Origin of the sequence: Streptomyces sp. NPDC005808, assembly GCF_042871385.1 — a bacterium.
In the GTDB taxonomy this organism is placed as follows: domain Bacteria; phylum Actinomycetota; class Actinomycetes; order Streptomycetales; family Streptomycetaceae; genus Streptomyces.
The window spans coordinates 297,045-321,739 of sequence record NZ_JBIAIK010000007.1; the positions used below are offsets into that span (position 1 = coordinate 297,045).

Below are 24,695 nucleotides of genomic sequence, written 5' to 3' on the forward strand. Positions count from 1 at the left end.
GTGCAGGGGGTTCCTCCTGCTCCCGCTCCCCGCGGGGCCGTGAACGCCCCCGGACGCACCACGGCGCCCACCACCGTCCGGTCGGGGACAAGGCAGGCGCCGCGTTCAGTTCCGTACGCCTTTGTACGGGACGTCTGTTGGGGTGGAGCGTCAGACCATCAGCGAGCGGTCCGTCGGGCGGATCGGGGCCGGCAGTTCGCTGACCCCGGTCAGGAAGCGGTCGACTCCGCGGGCGGCCGAGCGGCCCTCCGCGATCGCCCAGACGATGAGGGACTGGCCACGGCCCGCGTCACCGGCGACGTACACACCGGGGACGTTCGTCGCGAAGTCGGCGTCGCGGGCGATGTTGCCGCGCGCGTCCAGCTCCAGGCCGAACTGGGAAACCAGACCGTTCTCGACGTCCGTTCCGGTGAAGCCCATCGCGAGCGTCACCAGCTGGGCGGGGATCTTGCGCTCCGTACCCGGCTTCGGGGTCAGCTTGCCGTCGATGAACTCGACCTCGACGAGGTGCAGCCACTGGACGTTGCCGTCCTCGTCGCCCTCGAAGTGGGTGGTGGAGACGGCGTAGACGCGCTCGCCGCCCTCCTCGTGCGCGGAGCTGACCTTGTAGAGCATCGGGTAGGTCGGCCAGGGCTGACCAGGGGTCCGCTCGTCGCCGGGCCGCGGCATGATCTCCAGCTGCGTGACCGAGGCCGCGCCCTGGCGGTGGGCGGTGCCCACGCAGTCCGCGCCCGTGTCGCCGCCGCCGATGACCACGACGTGCTTGCCCTCGGCCGTGATCGGGGGCGCCACGAAGTCGCCCTCCTGGACCTTGTTGGCGAGGGGAAGGTACTCCATCGCCTGGTGGACGCCCTTCAGCTCCCGCCCGGGGACAGGGAGATCGCGGGCTGTCGTCGCACCCGCCGCGATGACCACGGCGTCGTACCGCTTGCGCAGCCGCACCGCGTCGATGTCACGGCCGATCTCCACACCCGTACGGAACTTGGTGCCCTCCGCGCGCATCTGCTCGATACGCCGGTTGATGTGCCGCTTCTCCATCTTGAACTCGGGGATGCCGTACCGCAGGAGGCCTCCGACGCGGTCGGCGCGCTCGAACACGGCGACCGTGTGGCCCGCCCGGGTGAGCTGCTGGGCGGCGGCGAGACCGGCGGGGCCCGAGCCGATGACCGCGACCGTCTTGCCGGAGAGGCGTTCCGGGGCCTGGGCCGCGACATCGCCGCTGTCCCATGCCTTGTCGATGATCGAGACCTCGACGTTCTTGATGGTCACGGCGGGCTGGTTGATGCCGAGCACACACGCCGACTCACAGGGAGCGGGGCACAGGCGGCCGGTGAACTCCGGGAAGTTGTTCGTGGCGTGCAGGCGCTCGGAGGCGGCGGACCAGTCCTCGCGGTAGGCGTAGTCGTTCCACTCGGGGATCAGGTTCCCCAGCGGACAGCCGTTGTGGCAGAACGGGATGCCGCAGTCCATGCAGCGGCTGGCCTGCGTGGGGATGATCGGCAGCAGCGAGCCCGGGACGTAGACCTCGTTCCAGTCCCTGACGCGCTCCTCGACCGGACGGGTCCTGGCGACCTCGCGGCCATGGTTCAAAAAGCCCTTGGGATCAGCCATTGGTCGCCGCCTCCATCATCTTCTCGGTGATCTCGGACTCGGGGAGTCCGGCTCGCTCGGCGGCGTCCTTGGCGGCGAGTACTGCCTTGTAGGTGCTGGGGATGATCTTGCTGAAGCGGTCCACCGACGCGGGCCACTCGGCGAGGAGCTTCTCGGCGACCGTCGAGGCGGTCTCCTCCGCGTGCCGGCGCACCACGTCGTGCAGCCATCGCTCGTCGGCCTCGTCGAGGGCCTCGACGGCCCCGGTGCTGCTGACGTTCACGTTGTCGGGGTTCAGGTCGAGGACGTAGGCGACACCGCCGGACATGCCGGCCGCGAAGTTACGTCCCGTCTCGCCGAGGACGACCGCGTGACCGCCGGTCATGTACTCGCAGCCGTGGTCGCCCACGCCCTCGGCCACGACCGTCGCGCCGGAGTTGCGGACGCAGAAGCGCTCGCCGGTGCGGCCGCGCAGGAAGATCTCGCCGCCCGTCGCGCCGTACGCGATGGTGTTGCCCGCGATCGTCGAGTACTCGGCGAGGTGGTCGGCGCCCCGGTCGGGACGGACGATCAGCCGGCCGCCGGAGAGGCCCTTGCCGACGTAGTCGTTGGCGTCGCCCTCCAGGCGCAGCGTCACACCGCGCGGCACGAAGGCGCCGAAGGACTGGCCCGCGGAGCCGGTGAAGGTGATGTCGATGGTGTCGTCGGGCAGGCCCGCCCCGCCGAACTTCTTGGTCACCTCGTGGCCGAGCATGGTGCCGACCGTGCGGTTGATGTTGCGGATCGCGACCTGGGCGCGGACCGGCTGGGCGTCGGTGGCGCTGGACGCGGCGAGGGCGTCGGCGGCGAGCTTGATCAGCTCGTTGTCGAGCGCCTTCTCCAGGCCGTGGTCCTGCTGGACGACCTGGTGCAGCGGGGTGCCCTCGGGCAGCTCGGGCACGTAGAAGAGGGGGCTCAGGTCCAGGCCCTGTGCCTTCCAGTGGGTGATCGCCCGCTCGACGTCGAGGTTCTCGGCGTGGCCGACGGCCTCCTGGATGGTGCGGAAGCCCAGCTCGGCGAGGATCTCGCGGACCTCTTCGGCGATGAACCGGAAGAAGTTCACGACGTACTCGGCCTTGCCGGCGAACCGCTCGCGGAGCACCGGGTTCTGCGTGGCGATGCCGACCGGGCAGGTGTCCAGGTGGCAGACGCGCATCATGACGCAGCCGGAGACGACGAGCGGCGCGGTCGCGAAACCGAACTCCTCGGCGCCGAGCAGCGCGGCGATGACGACGTCACGGCCGGTCTTCAGCTGGCCGTCGGTCTGTACGACGATGCGGTCGCGCAGGCCGTTGAGGAGCAGGGTCTGCTGGGTCTCGGCGAGACCGAGCTCCCAGGGTCCACCCGCGTGCTTCAGCGAGGTGAGCGGGGACGCACCCGTACCGCCGTCGTGGCCGGAGATGAGCACCACGTCCGCGTGCGCCTTGGAGACACCCGCGGCGACCGTGCCGACGCCGACCTCGGAGACCAGCTTCACGTGGATGCGGGCCTGCGGGTTGGCGTTCTTCAGGTCGTGGATGAGCTGGGCGAGGTCCTCGATGGAGTAGATGTCGTGGTGCGGCGGCGGCGAGATGAGGCCCACGCCGGGGGTGCTGTGCCGGGTCTTGGCGACCCACGGGTACACCTTGTGGCCGGGCAGCTGGCCGCCCTCGCCGGGCTTGGCACCCTGCGCCATCTTGATCTGGATGTCGTCCGCGTTGACGAGGTACTCGCTCGTCACACCGAAGCGGCCGGAGGCGACCTGCTTGATCGACGAACGGCGCGCGGGGTCGTACAGCCGGTCCGCGTCCTCGCCGCCCTCACCCGTGTTGGACTTGCCGCCCAGCTGGTTCATCGCGATGGCGAGGGTCTCGTGCGCCTCCTGGGAGATGGAGCCGTACGACATGGCGCCCGTGGAGAAGCGCTTGACGATGTCCTCGACCGACTCGACCTCGTCGATGGAGATCGGCTCGCGGTCCGACTTGAAGCCGAAGAGCCCGCGGAGCGTCATGAGCCGCTCGGACTGCTCGTTCACGCGGTCCGTGTACTTCTTGAAGATGTCGTAGCGGGCGGTGCGCGTGGAGTGCTGGAGGCGGAAGACCGTCTCCGGGTCGAACAGGTGCGGCTCGCCCTCGCGGCGCCACTGGTACTCGCCGCCTATGTCGAGGGCGCGGTGCGCGGGCGCGATGCCGGAGGCCGGGTACGCCTTCGCGTGCCGGGCGGCGACCTCCTTGGCGATGACGTCGAGACCGGCGCCGCCGATCTTCGTCGCCGTGCCGCTGAAGTACTTGGCCACGAAGGCCTGGTCGAGGCCGACGGCCTCGAAGACCTGGGCGCCGCGGTAGGAGGCGACGGTCGAGATGCCCATCTTGGACATGACCTTGAGGACGCCCTTGCCGAGCGCGTAGATCAGGTTGCGGATGGCCTGCTCGGGCTCGATGCCCCGCAGGAAGGTGCCGGCGCGGACGAGGTCCTCGACGGACTCCATCGCCAGGTACGGGTTGACGGCCGCGGCGCCGAAACCGATGAGGAGGGCCACGTGGTGGACCTCGCGGACGTCGCCCGCCTCCACGAGCAGGCCCACCTGGGTGCGCTGCTTGGTGCGGATGAGGTGGTGGTGCACGGCCGCGGTGAGCAGCAGCGAGGGGATCGGCGCGTGCTCGGCGTCGGAGTGCCGGTCCGAGAGGACGATCAGCCGGGCGCCGTTCTCGATGGCGGCGTCGGCCTCGACGCAGATCTCGTCGAGGCGGGCGGCGAGCGAGGCGCCGCCGCCGCTGACCCGGTAGAGACCGGACAGGGTCGCGGCCTTCATGCCCGGCATGTCGCCGTCGGCGTTGATGTGGATGAGCTTGGCCAGCTCGTCGTTGTCGATCACCGGGAAGGGCAGGGTGACGCTGCGGCAGGACGCGGCGGTCGGCTCGAGGAGGTTGCTCGCGGGGCCGAGGGAGGAGCGCAGGGAGGTGACGAGCTCCTCGCGGATCGCGTCCAGCGGCGGGTTGGTGACCTGCGCGAACAGCTGGGTGAAGTAGTCGAAGAGCAGCCGGGGGCGCTCGGACAGGGCCGCGATCGGCGAGTCCGTGCCCATGGAGCCGAGCGGCTCACCGCCGGTGTTCGCCATCGGCGCGAGGATGATGCGCAGCTCTTCCTCGGTGTAGCCGAAGGTCTGCTGGCGGCGGGTGACCGAGGCGTGGGTGTGCACGATGTGCTCGCGCTCGGGAAGGTCGGAGAGCTCGATCTCGCCGGCTTCCAGCCACTCCGCGTACGGCTTCTCGGCGATGAGGCCGGCCTTGATCTCGTCGTCCTCGATGATGCGGTGCTCGGCGGTGTCGACGAGGAACATCCTGCCGGGCTGGAGGCGGCCCTTGCGGACGACCTTCGCGGGGTCGATGTCGAGGACGCCGACCTCGGAGCCGAGGACGACGAGGCCCTCGTCGGTGACCCAGTAGCGGCCGGGGCGCAGACCGTTGCGGTCGAGGACCGCGCCGACCTGGGTGCCGTCGGTGAAGGTGACGCAGGCCGGGCCGTCCCAGGGCTCCATCATCGTGGCGTGGAACTGGTAGAAGGCGCGGCGGGCCGAGTCCATGGAGGCGTGGTTCTCCCAGGCCTCCGGGATCATCATCAGCACGGAGTGCGGGAGGGAGCGGCCGCCCAGGTGCAGGAGTTCGAGCACCTCGTCGAAGGAGGCGGAGTCGGACGCCTCGGGCGTACAGATCGGGAAGATCCGGTCGAGCTTGTCCTCGGCTCCGAACAGGTCGGAGACGAGCTGGGACTCGCGGGCCGCCATCCAGTTGCGATTGCCCTTGACCGTGTTGATCTCGCCGTTGTGCGCGACGAAGCGGTACGGGTGGGCGAGCGGCCAGCTCGGGAAGGTGTTCGTGGAGAACCGGGAGTGCACGAGCGCGATCGCGGAGGCGAAGCGGCGGTCGGACAGGTCCGGGAAGAAGGGCTCCAGCTGGCCGGTGGTCAGCATGCCCTTGTAGACGATGGTGCGGGCGGAGAGCGACGGGAAGTACACGTCCGCCTCGCGCTCGGCGCGCTTGCGCAGCACGAAGGCCTTGCGGTCGAGGTCGATACCCGTTGAAGAAGCAGCGGAGCCGCCGTCGGTCACGAAGACCTGACGGAAGACGGGCATGGTCGAACGCGCGGTGGATCCGAGCAGTTCGGGTGCGGTCGGGACCTCGCGCCAGCCGAGGACGGTGAGGCCCTCGTCGGCGGCGATCGTCTCGATCCGTGAGACGGCGTCGGTGATGCCGTCCTCGGGCAGGAAGGCGATACCCACCGCGTACGCACCGGCCGCGGGCAGCTCGAATCCGGCCACCTCACGGAAGAAGGCGTCCGGCACCTGGGAGAGGATGCCCGCGCCGTCACCCGAGTCGGGTTCGGCGCCGGTGGCTCCTCGGTGCTCCAGGTTGCGCAGAACCGTGAGCGCCTGCTCGACCAGCGCGTGGCTCGCCTCACCGGTGAGGGTGGCCACGAAGCCGACGCCACAGGCGTCGTGCTCGTTGCGGGGGTCGTACATACCCTGCGCGGCAGGGCGAGCATCCATGAAGGACCACTTCTGGCCATTCGTGGAGTGCTGGGACGGCTGGCGCGGCGTACGCATCGGCTCTCCCGTCGTCGTCGTGGCATTTTCAAGTGCCGAGGGACGACGTTGGCCCTCTGCTTTATGTGCGCAAAATTTCGTGCAGGTTACATGATGGGGCGCTTCTCGGGAACTGGATACTGCGTTCCAACATGCGGACACCGGGCAGTCGCGGCGGGGATACCGCGCACGGCGGTGGAATTGAGGGGTCGACCGGACAGATCCGTGTCCGTCGACCCGGAGCGTGGCAGGCAACGTCACCCGCCACGGTTGTGCAGAGAAGGCTTCATTGCCCACAGCGCTTACGGCTCATGCCCAGTGGTTAAGCGTTCGAAACCGCCGGGTAACGACTACTTATGCGGTCATCCGCATAGGCGCCCAACAGGTCATCCTACGGCCGCACCGAACAGACTGCCCAGGGCGTACGTCACACCCGCCGCGGCACCACCGAGAGCGAGCTGCCGAAGCCCGCTGTACCACCAGGATCGCGCGGTCACCCTGGCCACGACCGCGCCACAGGCGAAGAGCCCGATCAGCGCGAGCAGCAGCGCGGGCCACAGGGCGGTCGCGCCGAGCAGGAACGGCAGTACGGGGAGCAGGGCGCCCAGAGCGAAGGAGCCGAAGCTCGACACCGCGGCGACCGTCGGGGAGGGCAGGTCGCCCGGGTCGATGCCCAGCTCTTCGCGGGCGTGTATCTCCAGGGCCTGCTCGGGGTCGCGGGACAACTGCCGGGCGACCTCCCGCGCCAGTGAGGCGTCGACACCGCGAGTCTCGTACAGCTCGGCGAGCTCCCGCTCCTCGTCCTTCGGGTGCTTCCTCAACTCGCGTCGCTCGACCTCGAGTTCGGCCTCGACCAGCTCGCGCTGCGAGGCGACGGAGGTGTACTCGCCGGCCGCCATGGAGAAGGCGCCGGCCGCGAGGCCCGCGAGCCCGGTGATGACGATCGTCTGATGCGACACGGATCCGCCGGCGACGCCGGTCATGAGCGCCAGGTTGGAGACCAGGCCGTCCATCGCACCGAACACCGCGGGGCGCAGCCAGCCACCGTTGACGTCCCTGTGGGTGTGGTTGTCGCGGTGCGCCTCGTGCAGCGCTGCTTCGGTCTCGATGATGGCCATGCGGGTCCCCCAGGGGTGCGCCTCTTGGACTGGTTCTACTTTTCGACAACACCCAAAGTACGTCGATAATTTCGAGGCCGCCAGCAAGGAAAGGCTGGGCTTACCTGCGCCTTTAAGGATTTTCGCTCATCCGTGCCAGGTGACGCGCAGATGTCGACCGGGTGATGCTGAGGTGCGCGAGGCTCTGGTGAACCGCGGAGGTGGGACAGATCCGCAAAGGGTTCCGCGCGGGTCGCCCAGGTTTGCCGGGTTTCCGCGCGTTGACTCGTCGCGAACGGCGGCGATGGAGCCCTGAGAGGAGCAGCACCGTATGGCTTCCATCGCCTGCATTCCCTCGGCCCCGGCCTCCGGGGACGCCGCCGGATTCCGCGAACGGGCACGCGGTGCGCTGCTCGGCCTCGCCGTCGGAGACGCGCTGGGTGCGCCCGCCGAGAACATGAAACCGTCCGAGATCCGCGCGAAGTGGGGCCGGATCACGGGGTACGTCGCCGAGCACCCGGCCGGGACCGACGACACCGAGTACGCGATCTTCTCCGGCCTGCTGCTTGCCCGGCACGGCTCGGCGCTCACCGTGGCCCATGTCGAGGCGGCCTGGCACCAGTGGATCGCGGACCGGGACGAGGGCCCGTTCAAGGGCGCCGGATTCAGCGAGCGCGGCACCCTGGAGAACCTCCGCCGCGGCCTTGCCGCACCGATCTCCGCCCAGCACCGGCACGCGTGGAGCGACGGGCTCGCGATGCGCGCGGCGCCCTTCGGCGTGTTCGCCGCGGGCCGTCCCGCCGAGGCTGCGCGCCTGGTGGCGATCGACGGCTCGGTGAGCCACGAGGGCGAAGGCATCTACGGCGGCCAGGCGGTCGCCGCAGGCGTCGCGGCGGCCATGGCGGGGGCCCCGACCATCGCCGTCGTCGCCTCCGCGCTTGCCGTCATCCCGGACGACTCCTGGACCGCCCGTTCCCTGCGCCGCGCGGTCGCCGTCGCCCATCGCGGCGAACGCGCGGTCCGCTCGGCGGTCGTCATCGGCGGCTACCCCTGGACCGACCTCGCCCCCGAGGCCGTCGCCCTCGCCTTCGGCGCCTACGCGGCCGCCGACGGCGACTTCCCCGAGTCCGTCCTCACCGCCGTCAACATGGGCCGCGACGCGGACACGACAGCGGCGGTCGCCGGCGCACTCGCCGGGGCTACCCGCGGCGCCTCATCGATCCCGGCCGCCTGGGCTGCGGCGATCGGCCCCGCCCTGGGCAGTTGCCTCCCCTCCATGCAGGGCCACCACGTGCTGGACGTGGCGGAACTGCTGACGCCGGGGGATGACGGGAAGTGGAGGGCGGGCGGGCCCGTACGGGATCCACAGGGCGAGTGGCCGGCCCTCGATCCGGATGCCTTCGCCCTCGTCACCGGTGACGAGGAGGTACAGCGATGAGGCCCGGACTGGTCGGAGACGGGCCCGTAGAGGGGTCCGGCGAAGGGGCGACCGCCGGTCAGGCCGGCTCCGCCTCCACAGCGGCTCCCGCCCGCGGCACTGCGAAAGATGCCGCCCCCTCGGGGCGACCCCGCCGCATCGAGGGTCTCCTTCTCGGCCTCGCCGCGGGCGACGCCGCGGGCTGGCCCGCGGCCCGGCATCGCGCCGCACGGATGCCCGAGTGGACGCGGCGTCTGACCCGGGAGCTGGACACGTTCGCGGAGCAGAACGCGACGACGACGCTGCCCGTGCCGATCGCACTGAACCAGCCGCCGGAACCCCTGCGGCTCGGCCCGTCGGACGACGCGGAGTGGGCGGCGTTCGCGGCGGAGGCCGTACTGCGGTCCGGGGACGCGATCGCGCTCGGAGACCTGAGCCGCGAGCGGCGCATGCGTGCGTCCATCGACCTGTCGTGGAACGCGATCGCCAGCGAGGTCGCCGCGGCGGCGGACCGCGCCCCCGAGGTCGAATCGGCCCTGCTCCCCCTGCGCGCCCGGATCTCCGTACGGGCCGGACTCGGCAACCTCGCCACCGGCCTGCGCCCGCCCGCCACCGGCCACGACAACCCCCACTACTTCGACGATGCGGCCTGCGTACGGGCCTGCGTGCTCGCCGTGGCCCACCCGGGCGACCCCCGACTCGCCGCGGAACTCTCCGAGTTCGACGCCCGCTACACCCAGGACGGGGACGGCGTGCACGGCGCCCGCGCGATGGCCGCCGCCATCTCGCTCGCCCTCGACGGAGCCGACGTCGACGCCTGCGTGGGCGCCGCCCTCGCCGAACTCCCCGAGTCGACGGAGATCGGCCGCAACGCCCGGCACGCACTGAAACTCGCCCACGCCTGCGGGGGCACGTTCGCCCTGGTGCCGCTTCTTGAACACCAGATCGTCGACCACGTGTACAGCTACGGCATCGCGGCGGCGGAAACCGTCCCCGTCGCCCTCGCACTCGCCACCGCCGCACGCGGCCGGATCGCCGAGGCGGTGCCCGCCGCCGCGTGTCTGTCCCGGGTCGCCGACTCGGCCCCCGCCCTCGCGGGCGCGCTCACCGGCGCACTCGGCGGCGGCGATGCGATCCCGGCCACCTGGCGCGACGCCTGCCGCACCCTCTCCGGCTGCGCCCTGCCACGTCTGACCGGCACGGATCTCATCGGACTCGCCGATCTCCTCGAAGCGATGGAACTGACGACCCCAGAGGGATGATTCGGGCATGACGCCCAAAGGAGCAGTAAGTCTGACAGCAAGTCTGGAAGAGCGGATCACCGGAAGCCTCGTCGGGGCCGCCGTGGGCGACGCCCTCGGCGGCCCCGTCGAGGGCTACACCCCCGCACAGATCGTGGAACGCCACGGCGGCCGGGTGCACGGCATCGTGGGCCCCTGGAACGGCGACGCCTGGCGCACCGCCCGCCCCATCGCCCCGTACCACAAGGGCGACGGGCACGTCACCGACGACACCTTGATGACCCACGCGCTGGTACGCGTGTACGCCACGGTCCGCGACCACCTCGACGCCTACGCCGTCGCCGAGCACCTGGTCCCCGACCTCATGGGCAACCCGCGCTGGATCCCCGAGCTGGAGGCCGAGGCCCTTCCTCTCCAGCGGATCTTCCTCGCGGAGAAGTGGCTGGTGGCCCGCCTCCACTACGGTCACATCGACCCCCGGGAGGCGGGCACCGGCAACATCGTCAACTGTGGTGCAGCGATGTACATGGCCCCGGTCGGCCTGGTCAACGCCGCCAACCCGGCGGCAGCGTACGCCGAGGCGCTCGACATCGCGGGCGCCCACCAGTCGTCGTACGGCCGTGAGGCCGCCGGCGTCTTCGCGGCGGCGGTCGCGGCGGCCTGCGTGCCCGGAGCCACCCCCGCCTCCGTGATCGACACCTGCCTCGGCCTGGCGAAGGACGGCACCCGCGCCGCCATCGAGGCGGTCTGCGAAGTCGCCGCCCGCCACACCAACTTCGAGTCGGCGCTGGGTCCGCTGCGTGCAGCGGTGACCCCGTTCGACACCGTGGGCCCCGACTACCGGTCCCCCTCGCTCGGCGCGCGCCGCCCCTCCCGGCTGCACGCGATCGAGGAACTCCCCATCGCCCTGGGCATGTTGGTGATCTCCGGCGGCGACTACGGCCACGCGGTCCTCGGCTCCGTGAACTACGGCCGCGACTGCGACTCCATCGCCACCATGTCCGGCGCACTCGCCGGCGCCCTCGGCTCGGAGATCCCCCGCGACTGGGCCAAGACGGTCGCGGAGTCCAGCCGCCTCGACCTCGACGCCCCCGGGAGAGCGCTCACGGAGGTCACACAGGAGATCTTCGAACGGGACGTACAGCGCAGACGCGCGCACGAGGCGGCGTACGCCGCACTGGCCGGCCCTCGATGACCGGCCTCCGCCTGACGTGGGTCCAGCCCGAGGACCTCCTCGGCCACGAGCTCGCCCAGGCGAACCAGGACGGCCGAAACCCGTCGGGCGTCGCGGCCCGCTGGCGAGCGGCGGGCGGCACGGCGGCCCCGTCCCGCGCGGGCGCGTCCTCGAACCCGGCTTCGCCGTACCTGCGTGCACTGGCAGAGGACCTACTGGACGAACTCGCGGACCTACCAAGCAAGTTGACGGAAGAGGAACCGACAGACCTCACACAGATCAAGGCCCACTGCCCGGACTGGCCCGCAGCCCATCCCGCTGTGGGCATGCGTGCCACTAGGGGCGGCGCCCGTCCCACAGAGAGCGGCACCCTGCAAGCCCCGGCAAGCGCCCCCGCCTTCGCTCCCTCCCAGTCCCGCCTGGAAGCCGCCTGGCTCGGAAGGGCGGTCGGCTGCCTGCTGGGCAAACCGGTGGAGAAACTCCCCCTCCGCGGCATCCGCGAACTGGCCCGAGCCACCGGCAACTGGCCCCTCCACACCTGGTTCACGGCAAAGGGCCTCCCCGAGGAACTCACCCGCGCCCACCCCTGGAACAAGCGCTCCGCGCCCACCTCCCTCGCCGAGAACATCGACGGCATGCCGGAGGACGACGACCTCAACTACCCTCTCCTGAACGTCCTGTTGCTCCAACGTCACGGCCGGGACTTCAGCACCGCAGACGTCGCCCGGCTCTGGCTCGACGAACTCCCCGCAGGCCGCACGTTCACCGCGGAACGCATCGCCTACCGCAACCTCCTCGGCGGCGTCGAACCACCGCGAACGGCCGTCCACCGCAACCCGTTCCGCGAATGGATCGGCGCCCTGATCCGGGCGGACGTCCACGGCTGGACGAACCCGGGCGACCCGGCGGCCGCCGCCGAACAGGCCCACCGCGACGCCACCCTCACCCACACGGCGAACGGCGTCCACGCAGCGATGTTCACGGCGGCCGCCATCGCCGAGGCGGCCACCGGAACAAGCGACGTCCACGCCTGTCTGCGCACCGGACTCACCGTCGTACCCCCCGCCTCCCGCCTGGCGAAGGCGATCCGCCAGGCGATCCAACTCGCCCGGACGCACGACGACTTCGACGTGGTCGTGGACGAACTCCACACCACCCACCGCGCCTACCACTGGGTCCACGCCATCCCCAACACCGCGCTGATCGCCGCGGCCCTCACCCACGCGAACGGCGACTTCACCGGCTCCATCTGCCGGGCGGTATCGGGCGGCCTGGACACCGACTCGAACGGCGCGACCGCGGGCAGCATCGCGGGCCTGCTCGCGGGAAACCCGGCGGCCCTCCCCGACCACTGGACCGGCCCCCTCAAGAACCGCCTGTCCACCTCGATCGCCGACTTCGACGGCACCGGCTTCGACACCCTCGCCCGGCTGACCCATCTGCTCACCCGCCCGGAGGCACCCCGCCCATGACCCACATCGCCGTACTCGGCAGCACGAACATGGACCTCGTCGCGTACGTCGCCAAGGCCCCGCAGCGCGGAGAGACCGTGACGGGCCAGGAGTTCCGTACGATCCCCGGCGGCAAGGGCGCCAATCAGGCGGTCGCCGCGGTGCGCGCGGGTGCCGACGTCTCGTTGGTCGGCGCGGTCGGCGTGGACGCCTTCGGCAGCCAACTCCGTTCCACGCTGGAGCACTCGGGCGTGAACACCGATCATCTGCGCACCACCGAGGGCCCGTCGGGCACCGCGCACATCGTCGTCGACGACGAGGGCGGCAACGCGATCGTCGTCATCCCCGGCGCGAACGGCACCGTCACCGACCTCGCCCCCGGCGACGAGGGCCTCATCGCCACCGCCGACGGGCTTCTGCTCCAGCTGGAGATCCCGCAGTCGGCCGTTCTCGCGGGCGCCGAAGCCGCGCGCAGCCACGGCGTACGCACCATCCTGACCCCGTCCCCCGTCCAGCCGCTGCCACCCGAACTCCTCGGTGCCGTCGACCTGTTGGTGCCCAACGAGCACGAGGCCGCCGCGCTCACCGGCGCCACCGACCCCCGCCGGGCAGCCGCCGCACTCCTCGACCAGGTCCCGGAGGTGGTCATCACGCTGGGTTCGGCGGGCTGTCTGTACGCGGCCCGGGGAGCCGAACCGCTGACCGTGCACGCGCCGCGGGTGACCGCCGTGGACTCGACCGGCGCGGGCGACACCTTCGTCGGCACCCTCGCGGTGGCACTCGCCGAGGGCCGGGAGATGCCGGAGGCCCTCCGTTGGGCCTCGGCCGCCGCCGCGCTGTCGGTGCAGCGGATCGGGGCGACGTCCTCGATGCCCTACCGTGCCGAGATCGAGACCCAGGCCTCGCGCACGCTGCGGTCCACCTCATGAGCGCGCACCAGGGGCAGTCACCCCTCACCGGTCTGCGCGTCCTCGACCTCGCCACCCTCTTCGCCGGCCCGCTCGCCGCGACCATGCTCGGTGACTTCGGCGCGGAGGTCATCAAGATCGAGCATCCGGCCAAGCCCGACCCGTCGCGGGGCCACGGCCCGTCGAAGGACGGCATCGGCCTGTGGTGGAAGCTCCTCGGCCGCAACAAGCGCACGATCACATTGAACCTGTCGAAGCCGGGTGGCCGCGAGACCCTCCTGCGCCTCGCCGCCACCGCCGATGTGGTCATCGAGAACTTCCGTCCCGGCACGCTGGAGAAGTGGGACCTCGGCTGGGCGGAGCTCTCGGCCGCCAACCCCCGCCTCGTCCTCGCCCGGGTCACCGGCTTCGGCCAGTTCGGCCCGTACGCGCACCGCCCCGGCTTCGGCACCCTGGCGGAGGCGATGAGTGGCTTCGCGGCGATCACCGGCGAGCCGGACGCGCCGCCGACCTTGCCGCCCTTCGGCCTGGCCGACTCGATCGCGGGCCTTGCGACGGCGTACGCCGTGATGACCGCGCTGACCGCCCGCGAGCGCACCGGCGAGGGCCAGGTCATCGACATGGCGATCATCGAACCGATCCTGACCGTCCTTGGCCCGCAGCCGCTCTGGTACGACCAGTTGGGCCACGTCCAGCCCCGCACCGGCAACCGCTCCGCGAACAACGCGCCCCGCAACACCTATCGGACGGCGGACGGTTCCTGGGTCGCGGTCTCCACCTCCGCCCAGTCGATCGCGGAACGCCTGATGCGGCTGGTCGGCCGCCCGGAGCTGATCGACGAGCCGTGGTTCGCGACGGGCGCCGACCGTGCCCGCCACGCGGACGTCCTGGACGAGGCGGTCGGCACCTGGATCGCCGTCCGCACCCGCGCGGAAGTCCTCGCGGCCTTCGAGAAGGCGGAGGCGGCGGTGGCTCCCATCCAGGACGTACGGGATGTGATGACGGACCCCCAGTACCAGGCCCTCGACACCATCACCACCGTCGACGACCCCGAACTGGGCCCCCTCCGCATGCAGAACGTCCTCTTCCGCCTCTCCTCCACCCCCGGCGCGATCCACTGGGCGGGCCGCCCGCACGGCGCGGACACGGACACGGTCCTCGCCGAACTCGGCCTGACGGACCGGGAGATCGACGCGCTGCGGTCGGAGGGCGCGCTATGACCGAGCATCCCCTGCCCCTCACTTGGCTGTACGTTCCCGGTGACCGGCCCGAAGTCGTCGCCAAGGCGCTGGTGTCGGGCTCGGACGTCGTCATCGTCGACCTGGAGGACGCGGTCGCCCCGGACCGCAAGGGGTATGCCCGCGCGGCCACCGCGGAACTCCTCTCCGAAGCCCCGCCGGTCCCGGTCCACGTCCGCGTGAACGCCCTCGGCGGCCCCCACGCGCAAGCCGACCTCGACGCACTCTCCCCGCTGCCCGGCCTGTCGGGACTCCGTCTGCCCAAGGTGACCTCACCCGCCGAGGTCGTCAGGGTCGCGCAGGACACGCCCTCCTCCGGCGGAGGCGCGATCCCGCTGTACGCCCTCCTGGAAACGGCGCTCGGCGTGGAACACGCCTTCGCCATCGCCTCCTCCCACCCTGCGCTGCGCGGCATCGCGCTCGGCGAGGCCGACCTTCGGGCGGACCTGGGCGCACGGGGGGACGCGGGCCTGGACTGGTCCCGCGCCCGCGTGGTCGTGGCCGCCCGCGCCGCCGGCCTGGCCCCGCCCGCCCAGTCGATCCACCCCGACATCCGCGACCTCGAAGGCCTCGCCGCCTCCTGCGCCCACGGTCGCGACCTCGGTTTCCTCGGCCGTACGGCCATCCACCCCCGCCAGCTCCCGATCATCGAACGGGCCTACCTTCCGACCCTGGAGGAGATCGAAACCGCCGAGGCCATCCTCAAGGCGGCCGCCACCGACCCCGGCGCCCAGGCCCTCCCCGACGGCAGCTTCATCGACGCGGCAGTGGTGGCGGGCGCCCACCGAACGCTCGCTCTGGCACGCAGGAGGGGCTGAAGCGCGCGTCCGGTAACCAGTGGCCCGCGGCACGCCGGCCCACTGATCACCGCCGAACGACGCCCGACCCGCTCGCGCAGGCACGCCGAACGGCTGAAGCCCGCGTCCGGTGATCAGTGGCCCGCAGCACGCCGGCCCACTGATCACCGCCGCAACGGCGCTCAGCCACAGCGCACCCGTCCCGGCGGTGCCGAATCCCCGGAACCCGGCGCGGCAAGCGAGGAGGGGGCGCCGCATCCTTGGATGCGGCGCCCCCTCCGACGTACAGAAAGACGTACAGAAAACCGTCAGCTCTTCTTGGCCGACTCGGCCTCGTCCGCCGTGGCCTCGTCGGACTCCGCGGAGTCGTCAGGTGCCGCCGCCTCGGCATCAGCCGACTCCGCGTCCCCGTCCACGGACTCGGGCCCGTCGGCCTTCTCCAGGTCGACGGGACCCCCGTCGGCCGCACCGTCCCCGTCGCCCTCGCCGGGAGCGAGCGGCTCCACGACCTCCTCGCGACCGGGTCGCATCCGTGCCGACAGCACGAGGTAGACCACCGCGAGGATGAAGACCACGATCGCGGTCCAGTTGTTGAGGCGCATGCCCAGGATGTGGTGGGCCTCGTCGACGCGCAGGTACTCGATCCAGAAGCGGCCGACGCAGTACGCGGCGACGTACAGCGCGAACGCCCGCCCGTGCCCAAGCTTGAAGCGGCGGTCCGCCCAGATGACGAGGAAGCCGACGCCGACGCACCACAGGGACTCGTAGAGGAACGTCGGGTGGTACAGCCCCGGCACCCGGCCGTCCGTCGAGGACGTGATCTTCAGCGCCCAGGGAAGGTCCGTCTCCTTGCCGTACAGCTCCTGGTTGAACCAGTTGCCCCAGCGGCCGATGGCCTGTGCGAAGACGACGCCGGGAGCGAGCGCGTCGGCCCAGGCGGGCAGCGGGATACCGCGCCGTCGACAGCCGATCCACGCGCCCACCGCGCCGAGCGCGATCGCGCCCCAGATTCCGAGCCCGCCCTCCCAGATCTTGAAGGCGTCCACCCAGTCGCGGCCCTCGCTGAAGTACAGCTCGTAGTCCGTGATCACGTGGTAGAGCCGGCCGCCGACCAGGCCGAACGGCACGGCCCAGACCGCGATGTCGGCCACAGTGCCGGGCCGCCCGCCGCGGGCGATCCAGCGCTTGTTGCCGAGCCAGACGGCTACGAAGACGCCGATGATGATGCAGAACGCGTAGCCGCGCAGCGGAATGGGGCCGAGATGCAGCACACCCTGCGACGGACTGGGAATGTAGGCAATTTCCATGGCAGGGTCGACGCTACCGTGCCGGACCCGGCCCACGGCAGGCAGCCCGGCAACGGCTCCATAACGGGCTGTGCCCCCGGCCTGCGGAAAGCCGGGGGCGCCCGTGCCCAACAAGGGCTGATGCCTTTCCGTGGGCGCCCGAGCCCGCAAACGCGTCAGCCCTTGTTCGCCGCCTCCACCATCTGCTTCAGCTTCGCCGGGGTCATCGACTGGTCCGCGTAGATGTTCGTGCCGCCGAGCAGCACCGTCGGCGTGCCGTTGAATCCGCTGGTTCCGAAAGCGTCGTTGGACTTCGCGACCCAGCTGTCGTGCGTGCCGTCGTCGACGCACTTCTGGAACGCGGGCGTGTCCAGGCCGTCGACCTTGCCCGCCAGCTCGATGAGCTTGCTGTTGTCGGCGAAGGCGTCGTCGGTCTCCTCGGGCTGGTTCTCGTAGAGCACGTCGTGGTACGCCGTGAACTTTCCGGTGTCCTGGGCGCAGGCGGCGGCGTTGGCGGCTTTGCGGGAGCCGCTGCCGCCCATGTTCCCGTCGATGATCGTGACGAGGTGGTACTCGACCTTCAGCTGTCCGGCGTCGACCAGTTCGTGGATGGTCGAGCGGTAGGCGGTCTCGAAGGACTTGCACGCCGGGCAGCGGAAGTCCTCCCACACCGTGAGGGTCGACTTGGCACTGTCCTTGCCGGCAGGGATGGCGAGGCTGTCCTTGCCGGTCGCGCCCGAGGGCGTCACGACCGGGCCGGCGCTGTCGCTCTTCTTGTCCTTGCCGGAGTTGGCGGCCACGACGCCCACCACCGCGGCCAGGCCAAGGACACAGACCACCGAAGCCCCCACGATCAGCGCCCGACGGCGCTTCTCCGTGGTCTTCTGCTTCTCTCGCTCAGCCGCCAGCCGCTCGCGGGCGTTGCGCTTTCCGTCACGGTTCTTCTCGCTCACATCCGGCAGAACGAACCGGGAAGGCGCAGCGCGCCTCCCCGGCCCCAGGTCCACCCGTTCGAGTGAGCGGATTGTCTGTTACCTACAGATATGCACTGTCTGTTACAGCGCCCCTCGCACACCCTTCGCAAGGTCGGCGGCGAGCGCGCGTACGGCTTCCAGGCCGGCCCGCTCGTCGGGCGCGTCCAGCATCCGCTTCACGAAGGCGGACCCGACGATCACACCGTCGGCGAAGCCGGCGACCTCGGCGGCCTGCTCGGCGTTGGAGACGCCGAGGCCGACACAGACGGGCAGTTCGGTGGTGGCCTTGGTGCGCCGCACCAGGTCCTGCGCCTGCGCGCCCACCGACGCACGGGTCCCCGTGACGCCCATCAACGAGGCCGCGTACACGAAGCCGGAGCCCGCCGCGGTGATCTCGGCGAGCCGGGCGTCCTTGCTGCTGGGCGCGACGACGAAGACGGTCGCGAGCCCGTGCTTCTCGGCGTGCTCCCTCCACAGAGCCGACTCCTGCACCGGCAGGTCGGGCAGGATGCACCCGGCGCCGCCCGCTTCCGCCAGTTCGGCGGTGAAGCGCTCGACGCCGTAGCGGTCGATCGGATTCCAGTACGTCATCACGAGCACCGGCTTGCCGGTGGCCTCGTGCGCCTCCCGGACCGTACGCATCACATCGGCGATCTTGACTCCGCCGCGCAGGGCGATGTCGTCGGCGGTCTGGATGACGGGGCCGTCCAGGACGGGGTCGCTGTGCGGCAGACCGACCTCGACGATGTCGGCGCCCCCGTCGAAGACGGCCTTGATGGCGTCGATCCCGCCGTCGACGGTCGGGAACCCGGCCGGCAGGTACGCGATGAGAGCGGACCGCCCCTCCGCCTTGGCGCCGGCGAGGGTGTCGCTCAACAGCTGGATGTTGCCGCTCACTTGGCGTCCCCTTCGATCTCGGCGGTGTCGGCCGCGTTGGCGGCGACCTCCGCGTCGGTGTCGTACAGGCCGAAGTAGCGGGCGGCCGTGTCCATGTCCTTGTCGCCGCGGCCGGACAGGTTGATGAGGATCAGGCCGTCGGGTCCCAGCTCCTTGCCGACCTCCAGGGCTCCGGCGAGCGCGTGCGCGCTCTCGATCGCCGGGATGATGCCCTCGCTGCGGGAGAGCAGGCGCAGGGCCTGCATCGCCGCGTCGTCGGTGACCGCGCGGTACTCGCCCCGGCCGCTGTCCTTGAGGTAGGAGTGCTCGGGCCCGATGCCCGGGTAGTCGAGGCCGGCCGAGATGGAGTAGGGCTCGGTGATCTGCCCTTCCTCGTCCTGCAGGACGTAGGACCGTGAGCCGTGCAGGATGCCCGGCTCACCGGCGGTCAGCGTGGCCGCGTGCTCCCCGGTCTCCACTCCGTGCCCGGCGGGCTCGCAGCCGATGAGGCGTACGCCGGCGTCGGGGATGAAGGCGTGGAAGAGCCCGATGGCGTTGGAGCCGCCGCCGACACAGGCGACGGCGGCGTCGGGAAGCCGTCCGGCGCGCTCCAGGATCTGCCGCCGCGCCTCGACCCCGATGACCCGGTGGAAGTCGCGGACCATGGCCGGGAACGGGTGCGGGCCGGCCACGGTGCCGAAGAGGTAGTGGGTGTGGTCGACGTTGGCCACCCAGTCGCGGAAGGCCTCGTTGATGGCGTCCTTGAGGGTGCGGCTGCCGGACTTCACGGCGATGACCTCGGCGCCCAGCATGCGCATGCGCGCGACGTTGAGGGCCTGCCGCTGGGTGTCGATCTCGCCCATGTAGATGGTGCATTCAAGGCCGAACAGGGCGCAGGCGGTGGCGGTGGCGACGCCGTGCTGGCCCGCCCCGGTCTCCGCGATGACGCGCGTCTTGCCCATCCTCCGCGTGAGCAGAGCTTGCCCGAGGACGTTGTTGATCTTGTGGGATCCGGTGTGGTTGAGGTCTTCCCGCTTGAGGAACACCCGTGCGCCACCGGCGTGTTCGGCGAACCGCGGCACCTCGGTCAGTGCGCTGGGCCGCCCGGTGTAGTGGACGAGCAGATCGTCGAGCTCACGCGCGAACTCGGGATCCGACTTCGCCTTGTCGTACTCGACGGCGACCTCGTCCACGGCGGCGACCAGCGCCTCCGGGATGAACTTGCCGCCGTACGCGCCGAAGTACCCCTCGGCGCTGGGAACTTGACCCTCGGGGTCGGGAATGAAGAACTCGCTGGGCATGCGGCTACCTCGCAGGGGCGTCGGCCCCGGTTACAGGTCGGACAGGGGTTCACGTTATCCACTTACGCACGCACACACCTCCGGCAACGTGCCTCGCTGGAGGCACCTTTGCCGAACCGGTCAACCCGCGCCGGCTCTCCCGCGCACGCTTGCGCGACGGTGAGAAGCCGATGGTGGTGATCGGCGGTGCCGAACCCGGCGAGACCCCAGCCGGACGGCGAAGCCGTGGTCCTCCCACCGCGAGGGCGAAAAGCCCACCGGCGTGGACCGACCGTGCGGGGTCCGGTCAGCTCACCCGCGGGGTGAAACCGCCCGGAACGGCGTCAGCGTGCGTGTGCGAGGCGCCATCGCATGCCGTTGACCTGGCCCGGCTCATCGCCGATGACATAGCGAACGCGGCGCCCGTGAACGCGGCGCGCGGGCGCCCGGCAGCCGCGCGGGCGGCAGCCCCGGGCGAGGCGGGCGTAGGCGTCGCGGGACGCTGTGGCCAAGCGCGTATCAGCCGACCCCACGCACACCGAACCCCCGTCGGGGCGCAGGCCCTGACGGAAGACAGCGTCGGCGTGGGGCGAGACGGGCACCGGGGTGTCAGCTCCGTCCGTGCCGCAGGGCGGGGTGGGCGCCCGCCGCGACCAGGTCGGAGACGGCCGTCTTGGGGTCGCGGCCGGTGACGAGGGACTCGCCCACCAGGACCGCGTCGGCGCCGGCGTTGGCGTACGCGATGAGGTCGTGCGGTCCGCGGACGCCGGACTCGGCGATCTTGACGATGCCGGACGGGATCTCGGGGGCGACGCGCTCGAAGGTGGAGCGGTCCACCTTGAGGTCCTTCAGATTGCGTGCGTTGACGCCGATGACCTTCGCGCCGGCCTGCACGGCCCGCTCGGCCTCGTCCTCGTCGTGCACCTCGACGAGCGGCGTGAGCCCGATGGACTCGGCACGCTCGATGAGGGACTCCAGGGCGGGCTGGTCCAGGGCGGCCACGATCAGCAGCGCGAGGTCGGCGCCGTACGCACGGGCCTCCCACAGCTGGTACGACGTGACGATGAAGTCCTTGCGCAGTACGGGGATGTCGACCCTGGCGCGAACGGCCTCCAGGTCGGCCAGCGAACCGCCGAAACGGCGCTGCTCGGTGAGGACCGAGATGACGGCCGCACCGCCCGCTTCATAGTCCGCGGCGAGCCCGGCCGGGTCGGCGATCGCGGCGAGCGCGCCCTTGGACGGGCTGGAGCGCTTGACCTCGCAGATGACCTTGACGCCGTCACCGCGCAGGGCTGCCACGCCGTCCTTGGCCGCCGGAGCCTTCGCCGCGCGCTCTTTGAGCTCGTCGAGGCTGACGCGCGCCTGCCGCTCCGCGAGGTCGGCACGGACTCCGTCGATGATCTCGTCGAGCACACTCACGCGAGCGGCCCCCTTCCCTGCGGTGAAGAGCTGAAGCGGTTGAGCAGCTGACCCGGGTTCACCGCCTCGGACGGTTCGGACGGGTCAGAGCCCTCACTGCGATGGTATCCGGAGGAAGGCGTAGACCTCGCATCCGGTTGACGCCGGTCCCACTACCTGGACCTTTGCCATTTGATCAAGGACGCAGCCAGCCACCGAAGGGCAGGTTCCGGACAACCGTGAAAACCAGCACCAACGTGCCGATGGTCCACAGGTGAAGTCGCCCCAGTTCGATCCGCGCCGGGCGCCCGCGCACCGACCGAACCACCCATACGGTCCACACCGCCGCGAAGCCCAGAAACGCCACGACGGCGAGCGCGTTGTCCGTGAACGCCGCCGCCAAGTCCCCGTGCACGAAGGCGTGCGCGCTGCGCAGGCCTCCGCAGCCGGGGCAGTACACGCCCGTGAGGCGCAACAGCGGGCAGACGGGGTAGTGCCCTGGCTGGTTGGGGTCGACGGCCCCGACGTAGGCGAAGGCGCCGACGACGGCCGCGAGCACCCCACCGGGTACGGCGAGCCGCCGCAGTGCGGCGCCCGCTCCGGGCTCCGCGCCGTGTGTCACTCGCTGGGATTCGGCGTTCACCCCCCGCATTGTGCCCCTCGCCCGCCCGGAACGCCCACATGTGCGAGAGGCGGCCCCGGCGACTGCGCCGGAACCGCCCCTCGAACAGGCCTACGGGATGCTCAGCCCTCGGCGCCCACGGCCTCACGGGCCTGTTGCACAGGCTTGGTCTTCGCCTTGCCCAGGCCCGCCGCCTGCATCACCATGCCGACGACACCGCCGAGGGCGACGATGACCAGGCCGGCCCAGAAGCCCAGCGGGTCGGCCAGCACCGTGAAGGCGCCTGAGACGCAGAAACCGATGAAGGCGATGATGACACCGGTCCAGGCGGCCGGGGTGTGACCGTGGCTGCTGCCCGCCATGACTTGCTCCTCGTTGCTGTGTATGTGCTGCGTATGTGTGGTGGGTCGGACGCTCCACGGCCATTGTCCCGTACTCCCGGGCATGCCGTGAGCGGGGGGTCGGTCCTCGCGCGTCGGTTCCGCCGGGTCAGGACGGAAGCCCGGGGCGGAAGCCTCCCGAAGCCTGCCGAGGACCGGGGCTCAGGTCCCCGCCGGGTCCGGCCCCGTCGGGTCCTCGCCCCGGTCGAGCGCCTTCCAGATGTCCTCGGGGCGGTCCGGGTCGACCGGCTTGGCCTTGCGCGGCCGGGGTGTCCCGTCGCGCTCGTAGCGGCCCGACATCGCGGGCCACAGCCGCCCGTAGCGCAGCGCGAGGAGACCCGCGAGGAGGATGAGCGCGCCGCCCGCGGCGGCGACGTACGGCCAGGCGGTGTGGCTGAGCGCGTCCGCGGTGGCGGCGGTGTCGCCCGAGGCCGCCGCGGCCTTCTCGTCGAGGGCCGAGCTGTCGCCGGCGCCGAGCACGGCCGCGACGACGATGCCGGCGCCGGAGAGCGCGAGCAGCGCGGAGACGAGGAAGCGTCCGGAGCGGCGGACCGCGAAGACGGCGACGAGCGCGGCGAGGCCCACTATCGCGAGCGCCGCGGGCACGCCCGTGACGTCGCTGCCCGAGGCGGTCAGCGGAAAGTCGCCGCCGGCCACCGAGGCGGTGCCCGAAGACCAGTTCTGCCGGGTCGACAGCAGCGCCACTGCCGCGCCGAGGGCGCCGCTCAGCAGGGCCACGGCGAGGCTGCGGCGGCCGGAGCCGACGGGGCCGGGCGTTTCGGATCGGGGGTGCGGAACAGCAGTCACGTACTCCACTATCGCCTGAACCCCGGCCGAACGGTCACCCGGGGTTCACGTGAGCCTTGTCCTATTGCCCGAGCCGGTTCGCCGTGTGCACGGCGCGGAGCACCGCCGCGGCCTTGTTGCGGCACTCGTTGTCCTCCGCCACGGGGTCCGAGTCGGCGACGACTCCGGCACCGGCCTGTACGTATGCGGTGCCGTCGCGCAACAGCGCCGTACGGATGGCGATGGCGGTGTCGGAGTCGCCCGCGAAGTCGAGATAGCCGACGCAGCCGCCGTACAACCCCCTTCTGGAGGGCTCCAGTTCGTCGATGATCTGCATCGCGCGCGGCTTGGGCGCGCCCGAGAGGGTGCCCGCGGGGAAGCAGGCGGTCAGGACGTCGAAGGCGGTGCGGCCTGCCGCGACCCGCCCGGTCACCGTCGAGACGATGTGCATCACGTGTGAGTACCGCTCGATGGACATGAAGTCGACGACCTCGACGGAGCCCGGTTCGCAGACCCGCCCGAGGTCGTTGCGCCCCAGGTCGACGAGCATGAGGTGCTCGGCGCGCTCCTTGGGGTCGGCGATCAGCTCGTCCGCCAGGGCCTGGTCCTCCTGGACGGTGGCGCCGCGCGGCCGGGTGCCGGCGATGGGGTGCACCATCGCGTGCCCGTCCTCGACCTTGACGAGGGCCTCGGGGGACGAGCCGACGACATCGAACCCGTCGAAGCGGAAGAGGTACATGTACGGGGAGGGATTGGTCGCCCGCAGGACTCGGTACACGTCCAACGCGCTTGCCGTGCACGGCGTTTCGAAGCGCTGGGAGGGTACGACCTGGAAGGCCTCCCCGGCGCGGATGCGCTCCTTGATGTCCTCGACCGCGTCCTGGTAGTCCGGGCCGCCCCAGAGCGCGGTGTACTCGGGGAGCTCGGAGGGCGGAAGCGCGGCGGGCGGCTGCGAGACCGCGCGGGAGAGGTCCGCCTCCATGGCGTCGAGGCGCGCGACGGCGTCCGCGTACGCCTCGTCGACGCCCGTGTCGAGGTCGTTGTGGTTGATCGCGTTGGCGATCAGCTGGACCGAGCCGTCCCAGTGGTCCATGACGGCGAGGTCGCTGGTGAGCAGCATGGTCAGCTCGGGGAGCTTCAGGTCGTCGTGCTCACCGGCGCCGATCTTCTCCAGGCGGCGCACGATGTCGTACCCCAGATAGCCGACCATGCCGCCGGTGAACGGCGGCAGTCCCTCGCCGTGCGGCGTGTGCAGGGCCTCGATGGTGGCGTGCAGCGCGGCGAGCGGGTCCCCGTCGACGGGGACGCCGACGGGCGGGGTGCCGAGCCAGTGGGCCTGCCCGTCCCGCTCGGTGAGGGTGGCTCGGCTTCGGACGCCCACGAAGGAGTAGCGGGACCACGCAATCGCGGTGCGGCCGTTCTCCGCGGACTCCAGGAGGAAGGTGCCGGGGCGCTCGGCGGCCAGCTTGCGGTAGAGCGCGACCGGTGTGTCACCGTCCGCGAGGAGCTTGCGGCTGACGGGGATCACACGGCGGTCGGTGGCCAGCTTGCGGAAGGTCTCGAGGTCCATGGCGGCTGAC

Annotated in this window: 20 protein-coding genes; 7 read left to right on the top strand and 13 right to left on the bottom strand. The window is 71.4% G+C overall.

The genetic code is table 11. The features are described 5' to 3' along the window. Positions 1 to 150: 150 nt before the first annotated feature. The 3 genes from ACFYPC_RS18360 to ACFYPC_RS18370 all read right to left on the bottom strand — a co-directional run bounded on the left by ACFYPC_RS18360 (position 151) and on the right by ACFYPC_RS18370 (position 7,308). Positions 151 to 1,611: a glutamate synthase subunit beta gene (locus ACFYPC_RS18360; RefSeq protein ID WP_388676977.1), complete on the bottom strand. Its 1,461-nt coding sequence runs from the start codon at positions 1,609 to 1,611 to the stop codon at positions 151 to 153. Beyond that, positions 1,604 to 6,211: a glutamate synthase large subunit gene (gltB, locus tag ACFYPC_RS18365; protein ID WP_388676980.1), complete on the bottom strand. Its 4,608-nt coding sequence runs from the start codon at positions 6,209 to 6,211 to the stop codon at positions 1,604 to 1,606. The genes ACFYPC_RS18360 and gltB overlap by 8 nt, the downstream gene beginning before the upstream one ends. Before the next feature lie 365 nt (positions 6,212 to 6,576). After that, positions 6,577 to 7,308, bottom strand: coding sequence for a VIT1/CCC1 transporter family protein (locus ACFYPC_RS18370; protein ID WP_388676983.1), 732 nt, complete (start codon positions 7,306 to 7,308; stop codon positions 6,577 to 6,579). 310 nt (positions 7,309 to 7,618) lie between these two features. Between ACFYPC_RS18370 and ACFYPC_RS18375 the strand changes: the two genes are divergently transcribed. From ACFYPC_RS18375 to ACFYPC_RS18405, 7 genes are read left to right on the top strand one after another with little or no spacing between them, the layout of a single operon-like run. Continuing rightward, positions 7,619 to 8,725, top strand: coding sequence for an ADP-ribosylglycohydrolase family protein (locus ACFYPC_RS18375; RefSeq protein ID WP_388676985.1), 1,107 nt, complete (start codon positions 7,619 to 7,621; stop codon positions 8,723 to 8,725). Beyond that, on the top strand, positions 8,722 to 9,966 hold the full coding sequence (locus ACFYPC_RS18380) for an ADP-ribosylglycohydrolase family protein (RefSeq protein ID WP_388676988.1): 1,245 nt from the start codon (positions 8,722 to 8,724) through the stop codon (positions 9,964 to 9,966). The genes ACFYPC_RS18375 and ACFYPC_RS18380 overlap by 4 nt, the downstream gene beginning before the upstream one ends. A gap of 7 nt (positions 9,967 to 9,973) precedes the next feature. Continuing rightward, the gene (locus tag ACFYPC_RS18385) at positions 9,974 to 11,140 is read left to right on the top strand and encodes an ADP-ribosylglycohydrolase family protein (RefSeq protein ID WP_388676990.1); all 1,167 of its coding nucleotides are present in this window, start codon (positions 9,974 to 9,976) and stop codon (positions 11,138 to 11,140) included. Further along, on the top strand, positions 11,137 to 12,591 hold the full coding sequence (locus tag ACFYPC_RS18390) for an ADP-ribosylglycohydrolase family protein (protein WP_388676992.1): 1,455 nt from the start codon (positions 11,137 to 11,139) through the stop codon (positions 12,589 to 12,591). Before ACFYPC_RS18385 ends, ACFYPC_RS18390 begins: the two co-directional genes overlap by 4 nt. Continuing rightward, positions 12,588 to 13,499, top strand: coding sequence for a ribokinase (rbsK, locus tag ACFYPC_RS18395; protein WP_388676995.1), 912 nt, complete (start codon positions 12,588 to 12,590; stop codon positions 13,497 to 13,499). The genes ACFYPC_RS18390 and rbsK overlap by 4 nt, the downstream gene beginning before the upstream one ends. Next, a complete protein-coding gene (locus tag ACFYPC_RS18400) occupies positions 13,496 to 14,698 on the top strand; it encodes a CaiB/BaiF CoA transferase family protein (protein ID WP_388676997.1) in 1,203 nt (400 codons plus the stop codon). Before rbsK ends, ACFYPC_RS18400 begins: the two co-directional genes overlap by 4 nt. Beyond that, complete coding sequence (locus ACFYPC_RS18405) at positions 14,695 to 15,534, top strand: HpcH/HpaI aldolase/citrate lyase family protein (RefSeq protein WP_388676999.1); 840 nt, start codon at positions 14,695 to 14,697, stop codon at positions 15,532 to 15,534. Before ACFYPC_RS18400 ends, ACFYPC_RS18405 begins: the two co-directional genes overlap by 4 nt. A 287-nt stretch (positions 15,535 to 15,821) precedes the next feature. On the opposite strand, the gene lgt is transcribed toward ACFYPC_RS18405, so the two are convergent. The 10 genes from lgt to ACFYPC_RS18455 all read right to left on the bottom strand — a co-directional run bounded on the left by lgt (position 15,822) and on the right by ACFYPC_RS18455 (position 24,685). Further along, complete coding sequence (lgt, locus tag ACFYPC_RS18410; protein WP_388677002.1) at positions 15,822 to 16,820, bottom strand: prolipoprotein diacylglyceryl transferase; 999 nt, start codon at positions 16,818 to 16,820, stop codon at positions 15,822 to 15,824. Between the two features lie 155 nt (positions 16,821 to 16,975). Next, positions 16,976 to 17,752 carry a DsbA family protein gene (locus ACFYPC_RS18415; RefSeq protein WP_388677005.1) on the bottom strand — a complete coding sequence of 259 codons (777 nt, stop codon included), beginning with the start codon at positions 17,750 to 17,752 and terminating at the stop codon, positions 16,976 to 16,978. A 102-nt stretch (positions 17,753 to 17,854) separates the two neighbouring features. Beyond that, on the bottom strand, positions 17,855 to 18,670 hold the full coding sequence (trpA, locus tag ACFYPC_RS18420) for a tryptophan synthase subunit alpha (RefSeq protein WP_388677007.1): 816 nt from the start codon (positions 18,668 to 18,670) through the stop codon (positions 17,855 to 17,857). Next, positions 18,667 to 19,950, bottom strand: a complete 1,284-nt coding sequence (gene trpB, locus ACFYPC_RS18425; RefSeq protein ID WP_385738431.1) for a tryptophan synthase subunit beta — start codon at positions 19,948 to 19,950, stop codon at positions 18,667 to 18,669. The genes trpA and trpB overlap by 4 nt, the downstream gene beginning before the upstream one ends. Before the next feature lie 323 nt (positions 19,951 to 20,273). Beyond that, positions 20,274 to 20,531 (bottom strand): tryptophan biosynthesis modulator TrpM, encoded by a 258-nt coding sequence (gene trpM, locus ACFYPC_RS18430; protein WP_388677009.1) that lies wholly within the window; start codon positions 20,529 to 20,531, stop codon positions 20,274 to 20,276. 7 nt (positions 20,532 to 20,538) lie between these two features. After that, complete coding sequence (gene trpC, locus ACFYPC_RS18435) at positions 20,539 to 21,348, bottom strand: indole-3-glycerol phosphate synthase TrpC (RefSeq protein WP_388677011.1); 810 nt, start codon at positions 21,346 to 21,348, stop codon at positions 20,539 to 20,541. Positions 21,349 to 21,523: 175 nt separating this feature from the next. Then, entirely contained in the window at positions 21,524 to 21,979 is a 456-nt protein-coding gene (locus ACFYPC_RS18440; RefSeq protein WP_388677014.1) for a DUF2752 domain-containing protein, read from the bottom strand. 92 nt (positions 21,980 to 22,071) lie between these two features. Continuing rightward, on the bottom strand, positions 22,072 to 22,311 hold the full coding sequence (locus ACFYPC_RS18445; RefSeq protein ID WP_388677017.1) for an HGxxPAAW family protein: 240 nt from the start codon (positions 22,309 to 22,311) through the stop codon (positions 22,072 to 22,074). A 180-nt stretch (positions 22,312 to 22,491) separates the two neighbouring features. Next, positions 22,492 to 23,145: a TIGR02234 family membrane protein gene (locus tag ACFYPC_RS18450; RefSeq protein WP_388677019.1), complete on the bottom strand. Its 654-nt coding sequence runs from the start codon at positions 23,143 to 23,145 to the stop codon at positions 22,492 to 22,494. A gap of 52 nt (positions 23,146 to 23,197) precedes the next feature. Beyond that, positions 23,198 to 24,685, bottom strand: coding sequence for an anthranilate synthase component I (locus tag ACFYPC_RS18455; RefSeq protein ID WP_388677022.1), 1,488 nt, complete (start codon positions 24,683 to 24,685; stop codon positions 23,198 to 23,200). Positions 24,686 to 24,695: the final 10 nt, after the last annotated feature.

Coding starts and splice junctions, on each gene's coding strand:
- ACFYPC_RS18370 (WP_388676983.1), bottom strand. CDS start 7,308: ATGGCCATCATCGAGACCGAAGCAGCGCTGCACGAGGCGCACCGCGAC.
- gltB (WP_388676980.1), bottom strand. CDS start 6,211: ATGCGTACGCCGCGCCAGCCGTCCCAGCACTCCACGAATGGCCAGAAG.
- ACFYPC_RS18390 (WP_388676992.1), top strand. CDS start 11,137: ATGACCGGCCTCCGCCTGACGTGGGTCCAGCCCGAGGACCTCCTCGGC.
- ACFYPC_RS18405 (WP_388676999.1), top strand. CDS start 14,695: ATGACCGAGCATCCCCTGCCCCTCACTTGGCTGTACGTTCCCGGTGAC.
- ACFYPC_RS18375 (WP_388676985.1), top strand. CDS start 7,619: ATGGCTTCCATCGCCTGCATTCCCTCGGCCCCGGCCTCCGGGGACGCC.
- ACFYPC_RS18360 (WP_388676977.1), bottom strand. CDS start 1,611: ATGGCTGATCCCAAGGGCTTTTTGAACCATGGCCGCGAGGTCGCCAGG.
- ACFYPC_RS18380 (WP_388676988.1), top strand. CDS start 8,722: ATGAGGCCCGGACTGGTCGGAGACGGGCCCGTAGAGGGGTCCGGCGAA.
- ACFYPC_RS18445 (WP_388677017.1), bottom strand. CDS start 22,311: ATGGCGGGCAGCAGCCACGGTCACACCCCGGCCGCCTGGACCGGTGTC.
- rbsK (WP_388676995.1), top strand. CDS start 12,588: ATGACCCACATCGCCGTACTCGGCAGCACGAACATGGACCTCGTCGCG.
- ACFYPC_RS18385 (WP_388676990.1), top strand. CDS start 9,974: ATGACGCCCAAAGGAGCAGTAAGTCTGACAGCAAGTCTGGAAGAGCGG.
- ACFYPC_RS18440 (WP_388677014.1), bottom strand. CDS start 21,979: ATGCGGGGGGTGAACGCCGAATCCCAGCGAGTGACACACGGCGCGGAG.
- ACFYPC_RS18455 (WP_388677022.1), bottom strand. CDS start 24,685: ATGGACCTCGAGACCTTCCGCAAGCTGGCCACCGACCGCCGTGTGATC.
- trpB (WP_385738431.1), bottom strand. CDS start 19,950: ATGCCCAGCGAGTTCTTCATTCCCGACCCCGAGGGTCAAGTTCCCAGC.
- ACFYPC_RS18400 (WP_388676997.1), top strand. CDS start 13,496: ATGAGCGCGCACCAGGGGCAGTCACCCCTCACCGGTCTGCGCGTCCTC.
- lgt (WP_388677002.1), bottom strand. CDS start 16,820: ATGGAAATTGCCTACATTCCCAGTCCGTCGCAGGGTGTGCTGCATCTC.